This window comes from Thalassotalea sp. G2M2-11 (assembly GCF_017168195.1).
In the GTDB taxonomy this organism is placed as follows: domain Bacteria; phylum Pseudomonadota; class Gammaproteobacteria; order Enterobacterales; family Alteromonadaceae; genus Thalassotalea_E.
Genome location: NZ_JADNYL010000003.1, coordinates 227,777 through 247,258 on the forward strand (window position 1 = coordinate 227,777; position 19,482 = coordinate 247,258).

At 40.4% G+C, this 19,482-nt stretch carries 19 protein-coding genes; 5 read left to right on the plus strand and 14 right to left on the minus strand.

The features are described from left to right. From IV514_RS12020 to IV514_RS12040, 5 genes are all read right to left on the minus strand, one after another. Entirely contained in the window at window positions 1–222 is a 222-nt protein-coding gene (locus IV514_RS12020; RefSeq protein WP_206485514.1) for a TIGR02922 family protein, read from the minus strand. Window positions 223–420: 198 nt separating this feature from the next. Next, entirely contained in the window at window positions 421–990 is a 570-nt protein-coding gene (locus tag IV514_RS12025; protein ID WP_206485515.1) for a hypothetical protein, read from the minus strand. A gap of 76 nt (window positions 991–1,066) precedes the next feature. After that, window positions 1,067–1,459: a hypothetical protein gene (locus IV514_RS12030; RefSeq protein ID WP_206485516.1), complete on the minus strand. Its 393-nt coding sequence runs from the start codon at window positions 1,457–1,459 to the stop codon at window positions 1,067–1,069. Between the two features lie 79 nt (window positions 1,460–1,538). Further along, window positions 1,539–3,542, minus strand: a complete 2,004-nt coding sequence (locus IV514_RS12035; protein WP_206485517.1) for a DmsC/YnfH family molybdoenzyme membrane anchor subunit — start codon at window positions 3,540–3,542, stop codon at window positions 1,539–1,541. Between the two features lie 23 nt (window positions 3,543–3,565). Next, entirely contained in the window at window positions 3,566–5,755 is a 2,190-nt protein-coding gene (locus tag IV514_RS12040; RefSeq protein ID WP_206485518.1) for a nitrate reductase, read from the minus strand. 214 nt (window positions 5,756–5,969) lie between these two features. Here IV514_RS12040 and IV514_RS12045 point away from each other — a divergent pair, with 214 nt between their 5' ends. The 3 genes from IV514_RS12045 (at window position 5,970) to IV514_RS12055 (ending at window position 6,991) form a co-directional block, all read left to right on the plus strand. Continuing rightward, the gene (locus tag IV514_RS12045; protein ID WP_206485519.1) at window positions 5,970–6,401 is read left to right on the plus strand and encodes an MAPEG family protein; all 432 of its coding nucleotides are present in this window, start codon (window positions 5,970–5,972) and stop codon (window positions 6,399–6,401) included. A 189-nt stretch (window positions 6,402–6,590) separates the two neighbouring features. Beyond that, window positions 6,591–6,773 (plus strand): hypothetical protein, encoded by a 183-nt coding sequence (locus IV514_RS12050; protein ID WP_206485520.1) that lies wholly within the window; start codon window positions 6,591–6,593, stop codon window positions 6,771–6,773. Window positions 6,774–6,778: 5 nt separating this feature from the next. Beyond that, complete coding sequence (locus IV514_RS12055) at window positions 6,779–6,991, plus strand: hypothetical protein (RefSeq protein WP_206485521.1); 213 nt, start codon at window positions 6,779–6,781, stop codon at window positions 6,989–6,991. Window positions 6,992–7,031: 40 nt separating this feature from the next. Here the strand turns inward: IV514_RS12055 and IV514_RS12060 are convergent, their stop codons facing one another. The 7 genes from IV514_RS12060 to udk all read right to left on the minus strand — a co-directional run bounded on the left by IV514_RS12060 (window position 7,032) and on the right by udk (window position 14,563). Continuing rightward, window positions 7,032–8,834: a bifunctional protein-serine/threonine kinase/phosphatase gene (locus IV514_RS12060; protein WP_206485522.1), complete on the minus strand. Its 1,803-nt coding sequence runs from the start codon at window positions 8,832–8,834 to the stop codon at window positions 7,032–7,034. After that, the gene (locus IV514_RS12065) at window positions 8,824–10,293 is read right to left on the minus strand and encodes a NarK family nitrate/nitrite MFS transporter (protein WP_206485523.1); all 1,470 of its coding nucleotides are present in this window, start codon (window positions 10,291–10,293) and stop codon (window positions 8,824–8,826) included. The genes IV514_RS12060 and IV514_RS12065 overlap by 11 nt, the downstream gene beginning before the upstream one ends. Before the next feature lie 289 nt (window positions 10,294–10,582). Further along, window positions 10,583–11,239, minus strand: coding sequence for a uracil phosphoribosyltransferase (gene upp / locus IV514_RS12070; protein WP_206485524.1), 657 nt, complete (start codon window positions 11,237–11,239; stop codon window positions 10,583–10,585). Between the two features lie 44 nt (window positions 11,240–11,283). Continuing rightward, on the minus strand, window positions 11,284–11,859 hold the full coding sequence (locus IV514_RS12075) for a thymidine kinase (protein ID WP_206485525.1): 576 nt from the start codon (window positions 11,857–11,859) through the stop codon (window positions 11,284–11,286). Window positions 11,860–11,871: 12 nt separating this feature from the next. Next, window positions 11,872–12,645 (minus strand): deoxyribose-phosphate aldolase, encoded by a 774-nt coding sequence (deoC, locus tag IV514_RS12080; RefSeq protein ID WP_206485526.1) that lies wholly within the window; start codon window positions 12,643–12,645, stop codon window positions 11,872–11,874. A 10-nt stretch (window positions 12,646–12,655) separates the two neighbouring features. Continuing rightward, window positions 12,656–13,900, minus strand: a complete 1,245-nt coding sequence (locus IV514_RS12085) for a NupC/NupG family nucleoside CNT transporter (RefSeq protein WP_206485527.1) — start codon at window positions 13,898–13,900, stop codon at window positions 12,656–12,658. A 24-nt stretch (window positions 13,901–13,924) separates the two neighbouring features. After that, the gene (gene udk / locus IV514_RS12090) at window positions 13,925–14,563 is read right to left on the minus strand and encodes a uridine kinase (RefSeq protein WP_206485877.1); all 639 of its coding nucleotides are present in this window, start codon (window positions 14,561–14,563) and stop codon (window positions 13,925–13,927) included. Window positions 14,564–14,800: 237 nt separating this feature from the next. Between udk and IV514_RS12095 the strand changes: the two genes are divergently transcribed. Both IV514_RS12095 and IV514_RS12100 read left to right on the plus strand, forming a co-directional pair. Further along, window positions 14,801–16,021: a phosphopentomutase gene (locus IV514_RS12095; protein ID WP_206485528.1), complete on the plus strand. Its 1,221-nt coding sequence runs from the start codon at window positions 14,801–14,803 to the stop codon at window positions 16,019–16,021. An 88-nt stretch (window positions 16,022–16,109) separates the two neighbouring features. Continuing rightward, entirely contained in the window at window positions 16,110–18,380 is a 2,271-nt protein-coding gene (locus IV514_RS12100; RefSeq protein WP_206485529.1) for a TonB-dependent receptor, read from the plus strand. A gap of 81 nt (window positions 18,381–18,461) precedes the next feature. On the opposite strand, the gene deoD is transcribed toward IV514_RS12100, so the two are convergent. Both deoD and IV514_RS12110 read right to left on the minus strand, forming a co-directional pair. Then, window positions 18,462–19,166, minus strand: a complete 705-nt coding sequence (deoD, locus tag IV514_RS12105) for a purine-nucleoside phosphorylase (RefSeq protein WP_206485530.1) — start codon at window positions 19,164–19,166, stop codon at window positions 18,462–18,464. 120 nt (window positions 19,167–19,286) lie between these two features. After that, window positions 19,287–19,457 carry a XapX domain-containing protein gene (locus IV514_RS12110; RefSeq protein ID WP_206485531.1) on the minus strand — a complete coding sequence of 57 codons (171 nt, stop codon included), beginning with the start codon at window positions 19,455–19,457 and terminating at the stop codon, window positions 19,287–19,289. Between the last annotated feature and the right edge of the window lie 25 nt (window positions 19,458–19,482).

Consider the following 19,482-nt stretch of genomic DNA (forward strand, 5'->3'; position numbering starts at 1 on the left):
TTAATTATTTTCTACATCGACCCCAAGAATGCGGTCACCGAACTTATTAACGATAGTGATCTCACCTAAACAGACAGCCAAAATATTTTTACCTTCTTTAAATTCAGGTGGAATAATAATACGGCCATTTTTATTTTTAGGATAATCTTTGGTCTCATGCTCCATGATCAAAGAATCTTCTTTGTAATATAAAATAGTTACTGTAGTGGTTGCTTCTGACATAAAGGTGCTCTTACTTATATAACAGTTTGAATGATTGACGAAAAAGTGACCTAATAAGCATATCGCTATTAGATGACTTTGTCGTTATTTTTTTATTATTTAAACTTTCTGAATTGAATGAGAGGAAAATCATGATCCTGATGTTAAAGGTAGACAACGCTTAACTCATTCAACTTCGAAGTAATACCATAAGATGAGCTAAAACAATTCGATATCATCTTCATCTTCTTGATTCGCTTGTTTTTCACTTCTGAAAATATCTAACGCTTGTTCAATGGGCATGCCTGAAATTACGTTGTCAAACATTTTCCGTTCTTCTTCCATGGTGTATTTGCTACGAATAGATGTTTGTAGTTTTTGCCATTCTGTTGGTGAATATAAGGCGGATGGGTTAGCAATTAATGCAGACAGGTCGCTCAGACTTTGACTAACATGATCTAAGCGTTGGGTCAGTTTGTCATAAAACTGAAAAGCGACAATTGCGGTATGTACTTTGTCTAAGCCTGTTTCTGCAGAACCTTCAATAATGGTTCTCATTTTATCGTTTTGGTGATCATCTGCATGTAGGTGTTCAACCGAGGATTTGATATCAGATAAATTAGTGGCAAGGGCGGTAAAAGAGCTGGATAAAGTAGAAACAGATGCGTCACCCTCGTTAAGTGATTGGTCTATTTGAGCGACAGCAAGGTTTAACATTAAGATGGTTTCTTTTAATTGACTCCAATCAAGATCCGGTCGAGCAGAGGTTGAGCCTACATATTCTGTCATGAATCATGTCCTTTTGTGTGTGTGAATGTTTCAATATTCACTCAGTATAGTATAGAAGTCAGGCGCTTACCGAATTCTATGATTGCGCATTTATTTGCGGAGGTGTATTTCTTGGAAACCATTGCCACCATTGATGTTCGCCATCGTTGCTACTCGGTTTGGTTTGAAATATATCCCAAGTAACAAAATAATCAGGATCCGATATTTTTACTTGTTTATCACTGGTATGAAAATCTCCTTTTGGAGCAGTAAACCAGCAGGATAATGCTGTGGGTAAGATGAAATGAGCCGCTTGAGTTGTTGCTGATGTGTCATTATTGGCCAAAGCTAAGGTAATGCCGGTTTTGGTGTCTGCTTCGATGACAGTACCAGCTAGAGTCGTTTGTTTAAGCAAGTTTGCCTGATGGTCAAAATAGCTTAAACCAACCACACATGTTTTGCCTACGGTTTGCGCTATGGTTGTTATCATAGTACCTCCTGAATCGACTAAGCAATAATATAATACCAATGGAATTAATGTATAATTGCTTAGTCGTTTTTGATGATTATTAGTGACAGTGTGGGCTAACACCTGTGGCAGGGTTATCAGCTAAACCGATATCTCTAGCGTGTTGCTCAAAACTTTTGTTTTTCCAAAAGAATGCGCCCGGCATAGTGGTTGGGATCACTAAAATATAAAATAATGCGCGACCAATAAGTGCAGTAACAATGCAACTTAACACACACACTAACCAAAATAGGTACAATGTGCTGGATAATTCCATGGTTGCACCAGCCAATAAAATGCTGGCAGTTAGCGCAACATTCAGTGCTAACAGAATGTTTCTAAACCAATAGGTTTTGCCGAACGTTGTCTGTTGAATATAATGGGCCGCGCCGCCTTCGTTATCGCTACGGTTCATGTCATGGTTGTGTTTGATCAAACCGAGTGCTTCTAAAAGCAAACCGAATAAAAACACACTACCAATAATGGTTAATGTTTGTGTCAATAACTCAGGCTCAGCATCTTGCACCGTCAAGGTGATTATTATCACTAAGCCAGCAACAATAGCGCCTAATGACAGGCTATTACCAACAAAGGCTGTTGCAGTTTGAAGGTGGTGCCAAAAAGGACGTGCTTTTATTTGATAGCATTTGTTCATGTAATATAGACCACCACTGCCAGCAACAAGTGCAAACATACCAGCAAAAGTTTGTGCAGATCTGGCTGTAGCAGGCGCTAAAAATTGGGTGATATCTAAGTTAACGACTTGCTTACACATTTCAACAACCCAAGTATTTGTTGGCAATAAAAATAGTGCCATTAATCCACAACCTAAAGCGAACATGGCTAAACCAAAACCTTCTCGAGCCATCGGTGAATAGCGTAAATTATTAAAGCCACGGTAAAAGCGCATCGGTTTGCCTAAATGGGTGACACTCATTAGTAGCGCAAATGCCGTCATGAACAATGATAAAATGGTTAGAGGTAAGAACATATCTGAATGGCGAAATTGTACCAATGCTTCTATGCCAGCCAAAGCACCAATAAATGCGATGGCAAAGCTACCGATTGCTGCTTGTGCAAATAAAGTAAACAGTACTAAGGGGTTTTCACGGCTGTTAAGTTTGGTAAAATTCCACTGTTTTTCTTTACCTGCTTTTTGATCAATCACCGGCTGATAGTCACCGTTTTTATCTTTGTGATATTTAACCGGCATCGAGTCAGTGCGGTTAAGCTCATTCGGTAACGTTTTCGTTTGTTGAAAACGAATGTTCGGATGAGTGATTTCAGGATCAGGAAAACCAGGGATTTTTGTTTTACATTGCTCGCGGTTCTCTGGGGTATTTTCAATCACACCAAAATCAAGGGCATTACCAACACAAGCGGAAACACAGGCTGGTTTTAAACCTACTTCTAGTCGATCAACACACATATTACACTTTGATACCCGACCTTTTTCAGGATCGAGCTGAGGGGCATTGTATGGACAAACCCAAGTACAGTAACCACAACCAAAACAGGTTTCGGGATCTTGTAATACTGCCCCATATTCGGCATGTTTGGTGTAAGCACGGGTTGGACAACCTTTTAAGCAAACGGGATCATCACAGTGATTACATGCCATGGAAATATTCATCCGTTTATAATCAGGGTATGAGCCACCTTCGACATAGCCAACACTACGAAAAGCAATATGGGCTGGGTTTTCGTTCTTTTCGGAACAAGCCGCTTCACAGGCATGACATCCAATGCAGTTGTCTGCGGTAAAAAAGAAACCGTGTTGTTTATTACGGTTTGGATTTGAGCCGACCTCAGGGTTTTCATTGATAAACATTGAGCGATCTTTGGGATTATCAGTGAGTTCAACCAGATCAATGCGTTTTCCGTAGCGGTTTTCGATGGCGACCTCTTTATCTGACAAAAAGGCATAGGCTTGCTCTTGCGTTCTCACTTCCCAATGATTGGAACGATTTTCTTGCTCTGCTGATGATGCAACGGACATGGTTGTTGGATCAAAGCTCTCAACGACTGAGTCAATTGATGGGGATTTTTTTACTTCTTGATTCATGGATAATTCCTCAATCGTTTGAGTTAAAACGCACGTCTTTCAACGTTTAATTGCGCGGCTTCTTTTTGATCTATCGCTTCAATACGAACAGAGCATTGTTTAAATGCTGGTTGGCGTGAATGCGGATCGAGCAAGCCTAAGGTGAGGCGATTAACACAATCGTGAAAATGAAACGGAATAAACACCATATTCCTCGGTACTCTGTGGGTTAATTGCACCATGACAACGGCATCACTGCGGCGACTGGTTAACCTGACATAACTTTGATGTGTTACGCCTAATTCATTGGCGGCATCGGGGTTCATTTCCATATAAGGGGTTGGGCTAAATTTATTACAATTGCCTATTTTTCCTGTTCGGGTGCGGGTATGAAAATGTTCCACTACGCGACCACTGTTCAGCCAAAAAGGGTATTGTTGACACGGCTGCTCGTTATTATTGTAAAATTTGATCGGTAATAAATTGGCTTTACCCGATGGGGTTTGAAATTTACCATCGGTATAGAGGCGGGCATCACCTTTTAAGCTGGTACTTCCTTCACGATAGGGCCATTGAATACCACGTGCTTGAATAATTTTTTCATAACTCATGCCTGAAATATCTAAGGTTCTATCTTCACCTTTTGATAATTGTTTCATTTCTTCAAATGCTTGCTCTGGCTGGTCTGGAAAGTGGATGATATTGCCATGGTCGAAACGTTTTGCCAGCTGATTAAATATCCAAAAATCAGGTTTTGAATTAGCAAACGGTGCTAAGGCATTATCGATCAAATTGACTCGACGTTCGGTATTGGTATGGCAACCTTGTTTTTCTGCCCAGACTGATGCTGGAAAATAAACATGGGCATATTGGTTCATCTCTACGTCTTGATACACATCTTGTACTACCAGAAAGTCAAGCTTTTCCAATGCTTTACGGATACGACCTGTGTTGGGCATAGAAGTCATCGGGTTAGTCGCAACGATCCACAAGCCTTTAATTTCGCCAGTTTCAATTGCCGGGAATATGTCTGTTTCAGACAAGCCGCGCTTTTTAGGGAAAAATTCAGCATCTATCCCCCAAAAATCGGCAATTTCCTGTCGATCGGCTTCGTTTTCTAAATAACGGTATCCAGGTAAACCTGAGCATGATGACCATTCTCGTGTTCCCATGGCATTACACTGACCGGTAATCGATAAGCTCGTGCCACCGGGTTTACCGATATTCCCCGTGATTAAGTTGAGGTTATTGATATTTGCGACACCATCAGAACCATGGGTTGATTGATTAATCCCCATGGTCCAAATACTCATGGCTGCAGGGGCTTTGGCATACAGGCGCGCCACCGTGCGAATTTTATCTTCGTCAATGCCACAAATGTGCTGAGCTGATTTGGGATCGTAATCTTGTACCAGTGCTTTTACTTCATCAAACCCTTGGGTATGAGCGTTAATGTAGTCTTGATCTTGTAAGCCTTCATTGATGATCACATGCATCATGGCGTTAATTAATACACAATCAGTGCCTGGGGTAATGGGTAAGTGTATATCGGCAAATTGAGCAAGCATAGTGACTCGAGGGTCGACTACAATGAGTGGAAATTTACGTTTTTCTAACGCTTCTTTTAAGCGCCAGTAGATAATAGGGTGTTGCTCTGGTAAGTTTGAACCAAAGGCCATTAAACAATGAGTATGCTCAAAATCGTCATAACAACCTGGTGGGCCATCAGAGCCAAAGCTTCGCTTGTAACCACTGACCGCAGAAGCCATACATAAAGTGGTGTTTCCATCGTAATTATTGGTGCCAATACAGCCTCGCACCAGTTTCCCTAAGGTGTAAAATTCTTCCGTGAGTAATTGACCCGTGGAAATAACAGCAAACGCATCACGTCCATACTGTTGCTGGATGTTTTTTATTTGTGCTGCAGTTGTATCTAGCGCATGATCCCATGAGGTTGGCTCAAAGTCATGATAGTGTTTTTCACGAATTAATGGCTCAGTACCACGTCCGGGACTATTAAATAAGTCATGCTCTAATAAGCCTTTTATACAAAGTTTGCCTCGGTTTACGTCTGCTCCAGCGTGGCCACGAGAGGTAACGAGCTTTTTGTTTTCATCAAGTCCTATTTCTATTGAACAACCAGTAGAACAATAGTTACAAGTGGAGTATTTCCATTCTTTAACTTTTTTGGTCGGAATAGAGATAGGTTTTCTATTTTTTCGGCCAAACAACATAAGTGTATTCCAATAATAGCGAGTTAATAGTGCGTTTGATTGGAGGAGTGCAAAAACTGCACCAGATGAAATTATCAATAAAAACAAGGAGAAGAGATGTGAGAGCAAGCCCCTAGTGTTCTAATTCGGGGCTTTATGCTTTATATTGGTGCGAATGAGCGCTTTACTAGAGCAACATGTTCTAGTGGTGCTATTAAATAATAATAGGAATGATATGAATAATATTGCTATCTTTCAGCCGATGTTTGTTGTTGCACTTTTAACGGTTGTGGTGACACTACGGATGTATTTTACCCGTGTTTCAGCGATGAAAAAATTTCGTATTCATCCGCAAAAGGCACAAGATACGACGAAATTAAAAGACTTATTACCTGAAGAAGTCAATCGAGTTTCCAATAACTATAACCATCTTTTTGAGCAGCCGACGTTGTTTTATGTGGTTGTTTTGTCGATTGCCACCTTAGGGCATGTTGATAGTGTCTATGTTATTTGTGCCTGGGCTTATGCCATCATACGTATTGCTCATTCAATTATACAAATCACCATCGATAAAGTGATAGTGCGCTTTATGTTGTTTATATTGTCTTGGCTTGTGTTGGCAACTATGATTATTCGTGAATCCATTATGCTATTTTTTACGATTTAATAGGGGCAAGGGCGTGTTGATATTTGTTTATGTTTTCTAAAATAGCCATTGCCCGAAGGGCTGAGGCTAAAATCAGCTTACTCTGCGTTGAAAATGGTTGATTTAGATGACTAAACGGCACGATTTTCGCCTTGATTAAAGTGATTTTTTCTCTCAGTAGAATTATTAAACAAAGGTCAATACGACCTAATGATGTCTGATAAAGATAAGCATAAAAAAACGAATTATCTGGCTATCGGCTTAGCAATAGCACTAGGAATAGGTGTCGGAATTGCTATCGGTAATACAATGGAAAATGTTGGCGCTGGACTTGCCATAGGTATTGCACTAGGTATCGCCTTTGGTAAAAGTATGGAAAATAAGCAGCAGTGAGTTAAATGTCGCTAATAATACTTAATAAAGGGGGAGTCATGTGCCAGACAAAGCAAAATAAATCGATGGGCATCGCTATTTCAATGGGAGCAGGAATAGGGATGATATTGGGGCGATTTGTTTTTGATGACCCTGGTATTGGTTTGGTTGTTGGCGCGGTTCTTGGTGTTGTCTATGCTTCCTTTGGTAAAACCAATCAAAAAAATGATAATAAATAATAAGTGACAGTAATTTGCTAAACTGTCGCCACGCCATTATTTACAACGCTAATGAAATCAAGAGTAATAATAACAAAATAGCCGATGTACTTTGCCAAAACTTAACTGGGTTGCGCGCTAAGATGGGTTGATTTTTATAATGTGCTACCGCATCAATGTTAGGCTTAGTTAAATCTTGATGAAATTCTGAGAATGCTTGATAGCGTTGCTTTGGATCTGGGTGAGTACATTGTTGTAAAGCCAGATCTAACCAAAATGGCAGGTCGGATCTAAATTGTCTGATACTGCGGTACTGCCAGTCATCATAACTGCTTTGTGTGACTTGTGCACGTTGCATTGGTTTAAACGGTAATTCTCCACACAGCATTTGATAGCATATTACGCCAAGTGAAAATAAGTCGCTGATATTGCTTGATTCCATCAATAACAGCGTTTCTGGAGCAATATAATTAAGTGAGCCTTGCGGTATAGCCTCTTCAATGTGGTCAGCGCTTTCCTCTAATGATGCAATGCGGGCAGTGCCATAATCGATGAGTTTTATACAACCAAATCTATCGATCATAATGTTATCCGGCTTGAGGTCACGGTGTACGATTTCTAAACGCTGGAAAGCTCTCAATGCCGTAATAATTTGCCAAGTAATGCTTCTCACTTGTGCTATAGATGGTTTGGGGTTGTCATGCATCCAGTCAGCTAAAGTTTGTCCATCTATATACTCACACACATGATAGAGAAATTGGCTGTGCTGGCTATCGGTTTTTACTTTCATGATCCGTGGATGGTTAATTCGTTCACCTACCCAAGCCTCACGAATAAAGCCTTGTAAATAAATAGTGTCATCTTCAAAATTTTGTGAAGGGGTTTTAAGAATTAACTTTTCGTTAGTCTCAGGTGCTTCTACTAAGTAAAGGTGAGAGCGAATGCTGGCGTGGATCACTTTATGTACCGTGTAACCATCTAGCTTCATGCCTTCTTTTAGCGCAGGAGGAATGGCTTTGCTCATAATATCGCGTTCAATTTCAACTAAATCGCGTTTCGCCGTTTTCCTTATATAAACCAGTAAACAACTGACATTATCATCAGAGCCATTGTCAATTGCTTGTGCGGTGATCTGCTGGCTGGCTGATTCAAGTGCCTGTGTGGTAGGGCATTTAGGCAGTTGTTGTACTATTGTGGCAAGTTGTTTTTCCTCAACAAACTCATGCACGCCATCACAGGTCAGTAAAATAAGGTCGTCTGCTTGTAAATCAATTTGCTGGAAATCAACTTTTATCCGGCTGTCTGCGCCTAGTGCTCGCGTAAGTACGAGGTGTTTCCCTCCTTGCTTACGGTTATGATCTCGGGTCAGTACTTCATATTCTTCTTGGCGGAAACGACTGATGCGAGTGTCACCCACATGAAAAATGTAACCTGTTGCAGACTTTAAGATAATGGTAGAAAAAGTGGTTAACCATTGTGGTGTTGAATTATGGTGACTGTTTGCCTGAGAAAATAACGTACTTGCTTGCCCATAGAGCCACTGGTTTAAACTGGTAAGAACCTTCACGGCAGATTTTTTCGTCGACCAAGTGGGAGGTGTTGCATAAAATTCTTGGCTAAATTGTGTGACTGCTAATTGCGCGGCTTGTGCTGCGTGATTTGCACTACTGACGCCATCAGCAATGGCCGCAATGGCGCCTTTGGTCAATTGTTTACTACTTTGTGGAGCATTCACCACAAAGGCGTCCTGATTCTCTGGCTTACACCCTTGGTGAGAATAACCACCAAAACACAACTGCAAAATAGCAGTTGTGTTTTTTGGGGCTTGTTTTTGAGCCGGTATGGGCGCTGATTTAGCTGACATTGATCAATTCTAATGAACCATCTTCACGTACTTCAGTAATCGTACCTTGCGGCTCTTCCATAAACAATAAGGTAATAAAACCAACTACTGCGGTCAGCGCAATGACAATAAAGAAGGTTTGATATTCAACCATAGATAATACGGTGAGGTATACAACAGCACCAACGTTGCCGTATGCTCCCGTCATCCCTGCTATTTGTCCAGTTAATCGGCGCTTAATTAATGGCACTGCAGCAAATACTGCGCCTTCACCAGCTTGAACAAAAAACGAACATGCCATCACGGTTAGTACAGCTAAGATTAATGGCCAGCTACTATTGATTGATGACATAGCAAAGTAACCAATGGCTAAACCTGCCGTTAAAATAAGCAAGGTTTTTTTACGGCCAAACTTATCACTTAACCAACCACCACCAGGGCGAGACATCAAGTTCATAAAGGCATAAAGAGAGGCAAGTAAGCCAGCATATACCATGTCTAAACTAAACACTTCGGCAAAAAATAACGGTAACATTGAGATCACCGCAAGTTCAGAACCAAAAGTAGCAAAGTACAAAATGTTGAGTACCGCAACTTGCTTGAATTTATATTGATGAATTTCGTCAACTGGTTTGCTAAATACATGACTATTCACTTTATAAGTCTGCTTTAACTCAACAATATACAAGGCAACTAATGATAAATAGGCAAGGGCAGCCATGGTATCAGAGAGCATACCAACACCACTAGGTGATAACTTCCATGTTAATAATGCGAGTGCACCATACATAGGAAGCTTCATCACCAGCAGTAACCAAAAATCACCAACACTGGTGACTTCCATCGCACCCGTTTGTTTGGGTTTAAAATATGTTGAACCTTTAGGGGTATCTGTGACATTAAAATACCAAATAAAACTAAAGATCAAGCTTAATAACCCGCTCAGCGCAATGGCATAACGCCAGCCATCTTCACCACCAAAAAATAAGGCAATGGCGGGAAGTGACATGGCTCCAGCTGCGGAACCAAAATTACCCCAACCACCATAAATGCCTTCAGCCGTGCCTAATTCATTGGCAGGGAACCATTCGCTGACCATACGAATCCCAATGACAAAGCCTGCACCGATAAAGCCTAATAGGAATCGTGCAATGGCGGCTTGTTCAAAGTTCTCAGCAAAGGCAAACATAAAACAAGGGATACTACAAAAAAATAAGATCACTGAGTAGGTCAGCTTGGGTCCGTATTTATCAGTTAGCATTCCAATGAGTACTCGGGCTGGTATGGTTAATGCCACATTAAGGATCAGTAGGGTTTTTATCTCACTCGAAGATAAACCTAAACTATCACCAATAACAGCCAGTAAAGGGGCGTGGTTAAACCACACAACAAAGGTAATAAAAAATGCCATCCAACTTAAGTGGAGGATTTTTATTTTGCCGGTAAACGACCAAAGCTTAAAGCCAACTGGGTCACTCATATCATTCTCCCAAAATAATTTAATAAGTTTCTGAGGGGATAAGTGCAAAGGGAGTGCCATTGATTTTAAAAATTAATACTCTATAAAAAACAATGAGTTGAATGATGCAAGGTGTATTTTAGTAAATGGTTTTCGCACCTTAGCAGCGCGGATGCACAGTTAAAGTGCACAGTTATGCAGGACTCGTTAGCGATAGAGTTAACAACAAAATGCTAGATGTATAAGCGTTTATTATTGCTTAAAGGTGAACAAGAGAGGACTTCCCCTCTTGTAGTAGAGTAAATAATCGTTACAAGGTGCCGAATATTTTGTCGCCAGCATCGCCTAGACCAGGTAAAATGTAACCTTGTTCATTAAGCTTTTCGTCAATGGCTGCAACATAAATAGTAACATCAGGATGAGCTTGTTCTAGCGCAGCAATGCCTTCTGGTGCGGCAACTAAAAATAATGCCGAGACCTGACGACAACCTGAAGCTTTAAGCATATCAATACATGCTATAGCGGAGCCTCCGGTAGCCAGCATAGGATCGATGATGATCGCTTGGCGCTCAGCAATATCTTTGACGATGTTTTCGTAATATGTCTCGATTGCGATATCAACATGGCCTTGAGCATTGAGTTTAACTGATGCTTCATTTCGTTTTAATCCCACCACACTTATTTTAGCGCAGGGTAGTACAGATAACGCACCATCGAGCATGCCTAATCCTGCTCGTAATATGGGCACGAGAGTTGGCTGTTTATCAGCAAGCATGGGCGTTGAAATATTGCCTGACCAACAACTTAAAGGTTTTTGTGTCAGAGCCATCTCTGTGGTTGCTTCAACCATTAATAAGGTTGCAAGCTCTTTGGTTAACTCACGAAATGATTTAACTGAAATGTGAGCATCTCTAAGTAAACTAACTTTATGCTTTACTAGTGGGTGGTGACTGGCATAAACCGGCATAACAGACTCCTTTGAATAATATTGTGAAGTTTAGTTGAAACTTATTACCACACCAATGCTTTAAAATGTGAACGACATAATGATTCATAACGTTCATTACCACCAACTTCGATTTGTTCTCCACCCGTTGCTACCTTGCCATCCTGATCACGTCGAATGACAAAATTTGCTTTTTTACCACAGTGACAAATGGTTTTTAGCTCAACCAGTTTGTCTGCCCAAGCAAGTAATGCAGCACTACCCGTAAAAGTCTGACCAAGAAAGTCAGTACGAATACCATAAGCCAAGACAGGGATGTTCAATAAATCGACAATATCGGTTAGTTGCCTGACTTGCTCGCTAGTAAGAAACTGTGCTTCATCAAGCAGAACACAATCAATATGTTCGATAGCATGAAGGTGTTCAACTTCCTTAAAAATATGACTATCGCTATCGAACAATTGCGCTTGTGCTGCAATACCTAAACGAGAGGTGACCTTGCCTTGTGCGAATCTATCATCAATTAATGCCGTGTATAGTAATGTGTTTAACCCACGTTCACGGTAATTATAAGATGATTGTAACAAATGTGTTGATTTACCCGCATTCATAGTCGAGTAATAAAAATATAATTGTGCCATTGTGCGTTCTTATTAATAGGCTTGATTGTCTTGGCTTACGCTTTCATCATTGATAACGGCCAATAAATTTTTCAGTAAACCACTTGCTCCAAATCTAAAGTGTGTCGCGTCGAGCCATGAAGCGCCTAAGGTATCCATTGTCAGCGATAAGTATTGTTTAGCATCTTCAACGGTACGTACACCACCAGCGGCTTTAAAGCCAACATTTGGGTTAAGCTCATTAATGACACTTAACATGATAGTAGCAGCGTCTAAGGTAGCATTGACTGGTACTTTACCGGTAGAGGTTTTAATAAAGTCAGCGCCTGCATTAATGGCAATTTCACTGGCTTTTTTGATCAGTGCTGCTGTTTGTAATTCGCCTGATTCTATAATCACTTTCAATAGTACATTTGAACCACAGGCGCGTTTGCATGCAGCGACTAATTCTGCGCCAATCTGTTCATCACCAGCCATCAATGCTTGGTAAGGAAACACTACATCCACTTCATCTGCTCCAAGTGCTACCGCTTCGGCGGTTTCTTTCACTGCTTGATGAACATCGGTGCCTCCAGCAGGGAAATTAGTCACGGTGGCAATTTTGATATTGTCACTGCCTTGCTCTGCCAGCTGCTTTTTCGCAATTGGAATATAGCGAGGATAAATACATATTGCGGCTGTGTCTCCGTCAGAAGATTGAGCTTGTTGGCACAGCTTGATAATGTCTTGTTCGGTTTCTTCATTGGTTAAACTGGTCAAGTCCATTAATGAAATTGAAAGTTTGGCAATGCTTTTTAAATCACTCATGGTTTATTCTCTATAAACTGATAAATACGCCAGCAATAGCGGCGCTCATTAAATTGGCTAATGTTGCGGCTAACATGGCTTTCATGCCTAGCTTAGCAATGTCATGGCGACGACTAGGCGCCATAGAACCTATACCGCCTAATAGTATGGCTATAGATGAAAGGTTAGCAAAACCACAGAGGGCAAAAGTGACAATTGCTTGGGTAGTAGGGGTTAAGGTATCTTTAATTTCGACAAAATTGACATAAGCAAAAAATTCGTTCACAACAATTTTTTGTCCGATAAAGCTTCCAGCGTAGAGCATTTCATCCCATGGAACACCAATAAGAAAGGCAAAAGGTGCGAACACATAACCGAGTAGCCACTCAATGGTTATTCCTTCAAAACCGAGTAAATTGCCAGCACCAGTGACTAGCGTGTTTAATAGTGCGATCAGGGCAATAAAGGCAAGCAACATTGCGCCAACATTAACTGCTAGCTTAACCCCTGATGCAGCACCTGAGGCCGCAGCATCAATAACGTTGACTGGTTTATCACCATTATCGGTTAATTCAAGCTCTTTGGTTTGAATTTTATCTTGCTCTGTTTCGGGGATGATGATTTTTGCCATCAATAAACCGCCGGGTGCCGCCATAAAAGATGCTGCAATTAAATATTTTAATTCAACGCCAAGACCGGCATAACCGGCCAGAATTGAACCTGCAACTGAAGCTAATCCACCGACCATAATGGCAAATAATTCTGATTGCGTCATTTTTGCGATATACGGGCGCACAACTAATGGTGCTTCTGTTTGACCGACAAATATATTGGCTGTGGCAGAAAGTGATTCTGGTTTACTGGTTTTTAATAACTTTTGTAATCCACCGCCAATAATACGTATCACCCATTGCATAATGTTTAAGTGGTACAGTACTGCGATTAACGAGGAAAAGAAAATAATGACCGGTAATACGCGCACAGCGAAGACAAAGCCGACACCATTTTCAAACATGGCATCGGTTCCTAAACCACCAAAGATAAAGTTAATACCTGCTTTGGCACTGTCGATAACGCCTTGTACGCCATTGGTAAAGGACTGTAAAACATCTTTGCCAAAGGGCACGTAAAGTACAAAGGCCCCGAGTAATACTTGTAATGCAAAGGCAAAACCAACGGTGCGAAAGTTGATAGCCTTGCGGTGATTAGATAATAAATATGCAGCGACTAATATCGCGACGATACCTAATACACCATGGAGTGCGCTTAAATTCATAATATCCTCATTATATTAATTATTTTATGATATATGTCGTTGAATGAGCTGTCTTATTTTGGCTTTCAATACTTCGATTGCCATACGGTTTTTTCCACCTTTAGTGATCACAAGATCGGCCCACGCTTTTGCTGGTTCAATAAATTGATAATACATTGGGCGGACCGTTTCTAAATATTGGTTAGTGATAGAGGCTAAACTTCGACCTCGCTCTACAGTATCACGCTGAATTCGTCTCACTAAACAAATATCGAGCGGTGTATCCATATAAACTTTGATATCAAAACAGTTGCGTAATACAGGATCGGTAAATAATAGAATACCTTCGACTAAGATGATGGGGGTCGGCTGTATTAAGGTAGTTTCTTGCGTACGCGTATGTGTTTGATAACAATACACAGGCATTTCAACTGGTTGGTTGTCTAATAATTGGGTTAAATGTGCTGACAATAATTCATGTTCAAATGCATTAGGGTGATCGTAATTGGTTTTTTCACGTTCATGGATCGGTAAATGATCTTGCGCGCGATAATATGCGTCTTCTTTAATAATGGTGATACCACTTGCACCAAGTTCAGAGAGTAGTTCATCAAAAATAGTTTGTGCAAAGAGGGTTTTACCTGAAGCTGAAGCGCCAGTAATAGCGATAATGGTGGGTTTAATTGTGTGCAATGCCTTAGCCTTAGGTGTTTAAAAATCAGTAATATCTAGCCAAGCGTATATTATGAACGAACTTTGAGTAAATCCGCTAGTATTCCTTGTATAAATGACATGATTCTGCCTATTTATCTGCTATCTAGTTAATATCTACGCTATAACTATGTTATAGAAAGTGTTAAATTAACATAAGTTGACTATTTGGTCATGAAATAATTTGATGAAATTGATATAGGTAAAGAAATGGCACGTGCAATTATTTTGGTTATGGATAGCTTTGGTATCGGACATGCTCCCGATGCTGACAAGTTTGGCGATGTTCCTGCAAATACTTTTGCGCATCTTGCGCAATACTATTATCAACAGAAACAACAGAAAATTGCTTTACCTCATTTAGCCTCTATGGGTTTGGTTGATGCATGTTTGTCTGCTGGTAAGGAAAGTTTTCCAATTGCAGAATATCGCTTAGATAAAGGTGCCTATGGTTATGCTGCCGAGATCAGCAGTGGTAAAGATACACCTAGCGGCCATTGGGAAATGGCAGGAGTTCCTGTTTTATTCGATTGGGGCTATTTTGATCAAACGACGCCAAGTTTTCCGTCAAAATTATTAGATACTATTTATCAAAAAACAGGCATAGATGGCATACTTGGTAATTGCCATGCATCGGGTACTGACATTATTGCAAAACTTGGTGAAGAGCATGTTAAAACAGGCTTACCTATTTGCTATACCTCTGCTGATAGTGTGTTTCAAGTTGCTGCTCATGAAGAACATTTCGGTTTAGAAAAGTTATACCAATATTGTGAAACCGTGCGTGAGTTACTTGATGACTATAATATTGGTCGGGTTATTGCTCGTCCTTTTGTCGGAGAGACATCAGCAGATTTTATCCGCACTGGCAATCGACGTGATTACTCTGTTTTACCTCCTTCGCCTACCGTATTAGATAAACTGACCGAGGCAGGTGGCACCGTTATTAGTGTTGGTAAAATTTCTGATATATTTGCTCATCAAGGTATCAGTGAGAAAACCAAGGCAACGGGCATAGATGCACTTGTTGATGCTACTATAGGTCATTTGAAAAGCGCTGGTGATAATAGTTTGATTTTTACTAATCTAGTGAATTTTGATCAAGATTTTGGGCATCGTCGTGATGCCATAGGTTATGCCGAAGCATTACAAGCATTTGATCAGCGTCTACCTGAAATTTTTGCCGCGATGAATGAAGATGATGTGCTATTTTTAACGGCTGATCATGGTTGTGATCCAACATGGCACGGTAGTGACCATACTCGTGAGTACGTTCCTATGTTGGCTTATCATCATCATATATCTTCAGTCGACCTTGGTGAAAGAACAACCTTTGCTGATTTAGGGCAGACTATTGCAGAAATGTTCAATTTGCCATCGCTTGAATATGGTACTAGTTTTTATCAAAAGCTGATGTTAAATAATGAATAATTGATATTGTGCGCTATAATGTGCTCGATATTATTTAAGAATAAGTCACTAAAAAATCATTACTTTTAAGTCCTTGGGAGAGAACTAAATGAAGATGTTCGGACGAACCACTCTAGCAACCAGTGTGCAGGCGGCATTAATGGCGACTGCGTTTGGCTATTCAACCGCTTCAGTTGCTGAAGAATCCACAGCGAAAAATAAGCAAGAAGTTGTTGGTATTGAAGTCATCGAAGTAACCGCGCGTAAACGGACTGAGAATGTACAAGAAGTACCTATTGCCATATCGGCATTATCGACTAAAAAAATGGAAGTCCTAGGTTCTTCGGGTATGGATGTGCGCGCACTTTCAGCAAAAGTACCTAGTTTATTGATTGAATCTTCATTTGGTCGTACATTTCCTCGTTTCTATATTCGTGGTTTAGGTAATACCGATTTTGATTTATTGGCTTCTCAACCAGTTTCATTGGTTTACGATGATGTTGTGCTCGAAAACTCGTTGACCAAAGGTATGCCAATGTTCGACATTGAACGTGTTGAAGTGTTGAGGGGACCACAAGGTACATTATTTGGTCGTAATACAACGGCAGGGATCATTAAGGTTCAGTCAAAGAAACCGGCTCAAGACTTTGATGCCAAATTATCTGCCAGTATTGGTAGTTACGGTTCTACCGATTTTCGTTTGGCTGTTGGTGGTGGTTTAACTGATACCTTGTCAGCACGTGTTTCGTTATTACAGCAAGACAGAGATGACTGGCTAGATAATAAAGCGCCAGGCTTTGAAGAAAATAATCAACTTGGTGGTTACGGTGAAACAGCAGGTCGAGTGCAATTGCTATGGCAACCTAACGATGAATTTGAAGCATTATTTAATTATCATTTCCGTGATGCTGATGCCGATGCACGTGTTTTCCGTGCCAATATCATCAAACCGGGCACTAATGATTTAGTCAGTGATTTTGATCGTGAAGTCATTTATCAAGATGCTGCAAGCCGTAATGAACAAACAGTTGATATGTCTGGTGCTAACTTGAAGTTAACCTATAACTTTGGGGATTATACCTTAACATCGATCAGTGGTTATGAATCTGCTGAAATGTTTTCAGTAGGGGATATTGATGGTGGTTATGGCGCATCATTCTTACCTTATATGGGCCCAGGGTTTATTCCATTCCCTTCAGAAACTGGTGCTGAAATGCCAGATCACGAGCAGCTAACGCAAGAACTAAGAATTTCGAGTAATGAGTTAGGTCAGCTTGATTATCAATTTGGCTTTTTCTACTTTGATGAAGATTTAACCATTAACAACCTAAGTTTTAATACATTAGCTAATGGTGAACAAAACGGTATCGCTGTGCAAAACATGCAAACGACGGCATGGGCTATTTTTGCTTCACTTGATTATGAATTATCTGATAAAGCCAGTATAAACGGTGGTCTTCGTTATTCAAATGATGAACGCGACTGGGATGGTACGCTAGTGCAGTCGCCATTTGGCGCACCAAGCTTTAGTGAAGATGCATCGGTTGATGATTCGCAAATTAGTGGTGATTTAAGCTTAAGTTATACCTTATCAGATGAAACCAACCTTTATGCGCGTGTTGCTCGCGGCTATCGAGCGCCGAGTATCCAAGGGCGTAACTTATTATTCTCTGGTAATGCCACAACAGCTGATTCTGAAACGGTTGCATCTGTCGAAACGGGCTTTAAAACCGTTAGTGAAGATAATATGGCTCGTTTAGACGGTAGTGTGTTTTATTATCAAGTCAGTGATCAACAGTTAACTGCTGTTGGTGGTGTAGGTAATTTAGCTCGCTTATTAAATGCCGATAAAGCCGTTGGTTATGGTTTTGAATTTGATGGTGAATTATTTGTTACACCTGATTTAGTTTTAACTGGTAATGTCAGTTATAACAATACTGAATTACAAGACGGCTCTATTGGTGTTGCGCCTTGTGGTGGTGGTTGTACGGTGACTGATAGTCTTCGTGGTGATGGTCAAGCGATTATTGACGGTAACCCATTACCACAATCACCTGAATGGATTGGTAACCTAGCACTGAGATGGACCAAAGAAATCGGTGAAGGTGAAATGTATGTTTACAGTGATTGGTCATATCGCTCAAAAGTGAATTTCTTTTTATATGAATCAAAAGAATTTACTGGTGATGCATTACTAGAAGGCGGTATTCGTGTAGGTTACCAGTGGTTTGCTGAAGGTGCAGATTATGAAGTCGCTGTTTATGGACGTAATATTACCGATGAAGAGCAGTTAACTGGTGCAATTGACTTCAATAATTTGACTGGTTATGTCAACGAGCCCGTATTCTGGGGTGTAGAATTCAAAGCTGAATTTTATTAATGTGAGCTGTTGATTGTGTTAAACAAAAAAGGTTGGCTTTAATCGCCAACCTTTTTTTATGTTCAATCACAGGGTGATGAATTAAAGGATACTTTCTAAGGTTAATTCCATCATATCTTTAAACGTGCTTTCACGTTCATCGGCGCTGGTTTGTTCGCCTGTTTTAATGTGATCACTAACAGTCAAAACGGCTAATGCTTTTTTACCTAATTCGGCGGCAACACCATATAATCCAGCTGCTTCCATTTCTACTGCTAAAATTCCCATGTTTTCCATGGTTTTAAACATTTCAGGTTGTGGTGTGTAAAATAAGTCTGCAGTAAATACATTGCCTACATGGACTTTTTTATTGATTTTATCTGCGGTATTGACGACTTTTTGTAATAAAGAAAAGTCTGCGGTTGCAGCAAAGTCACACTGATTGAAGCGTTGGCGATTCACATTGGAGTCTGTGCTGGCACTCATGCCGATAATCACGTCTCTGACTTTGATATCATCGCGTACGGCACCACAAGAGCCGATGCGTATGATGTTTTCTACACCATACTCTTTATATAATTCAGTGGCGTAAATAGAAATTGATGGCACGCCCATACCCGAGCCCATCACAGAGATAGGTTTACCTTTGTAAGTACCTGTATAACCAAACATGTTACGTACACGAGTGATACATTTAGCATCATCTAAAAAGTTTTCGGCAATAAATTTTGCTCTGAGTGGGTCGCCAGGCATAAGTACCGTTTTAGCGAATTCGTTTTCTTTAGCTTCAATATGAGGTGTTGCCATGAGATATACCTTATTTAAAAAATTTATCTCAGTAAGTTTCTAGCCAGTTCCTTTGAACAAAGTTGCTGCTATCAAGGGTGTTTTACTGATGTGTTAATGTTGATTTAATCCTAGTCTATTCTAACTAAAAAAGCGCTCGACGATCCAGTGATATGCTGTTCCGCCTAAATAAATACCAAATATTCCTGCAATACCTGAAAGTACTGGTGGCGCAGGTAAAGGCAGTTTGATAATGGAAAACAGTAAGCCAACAATGGTGCCGGCAACAAGTGCTAATAAGATTTCTGTCATAGAGGTTCCTTATTTATTTATTATA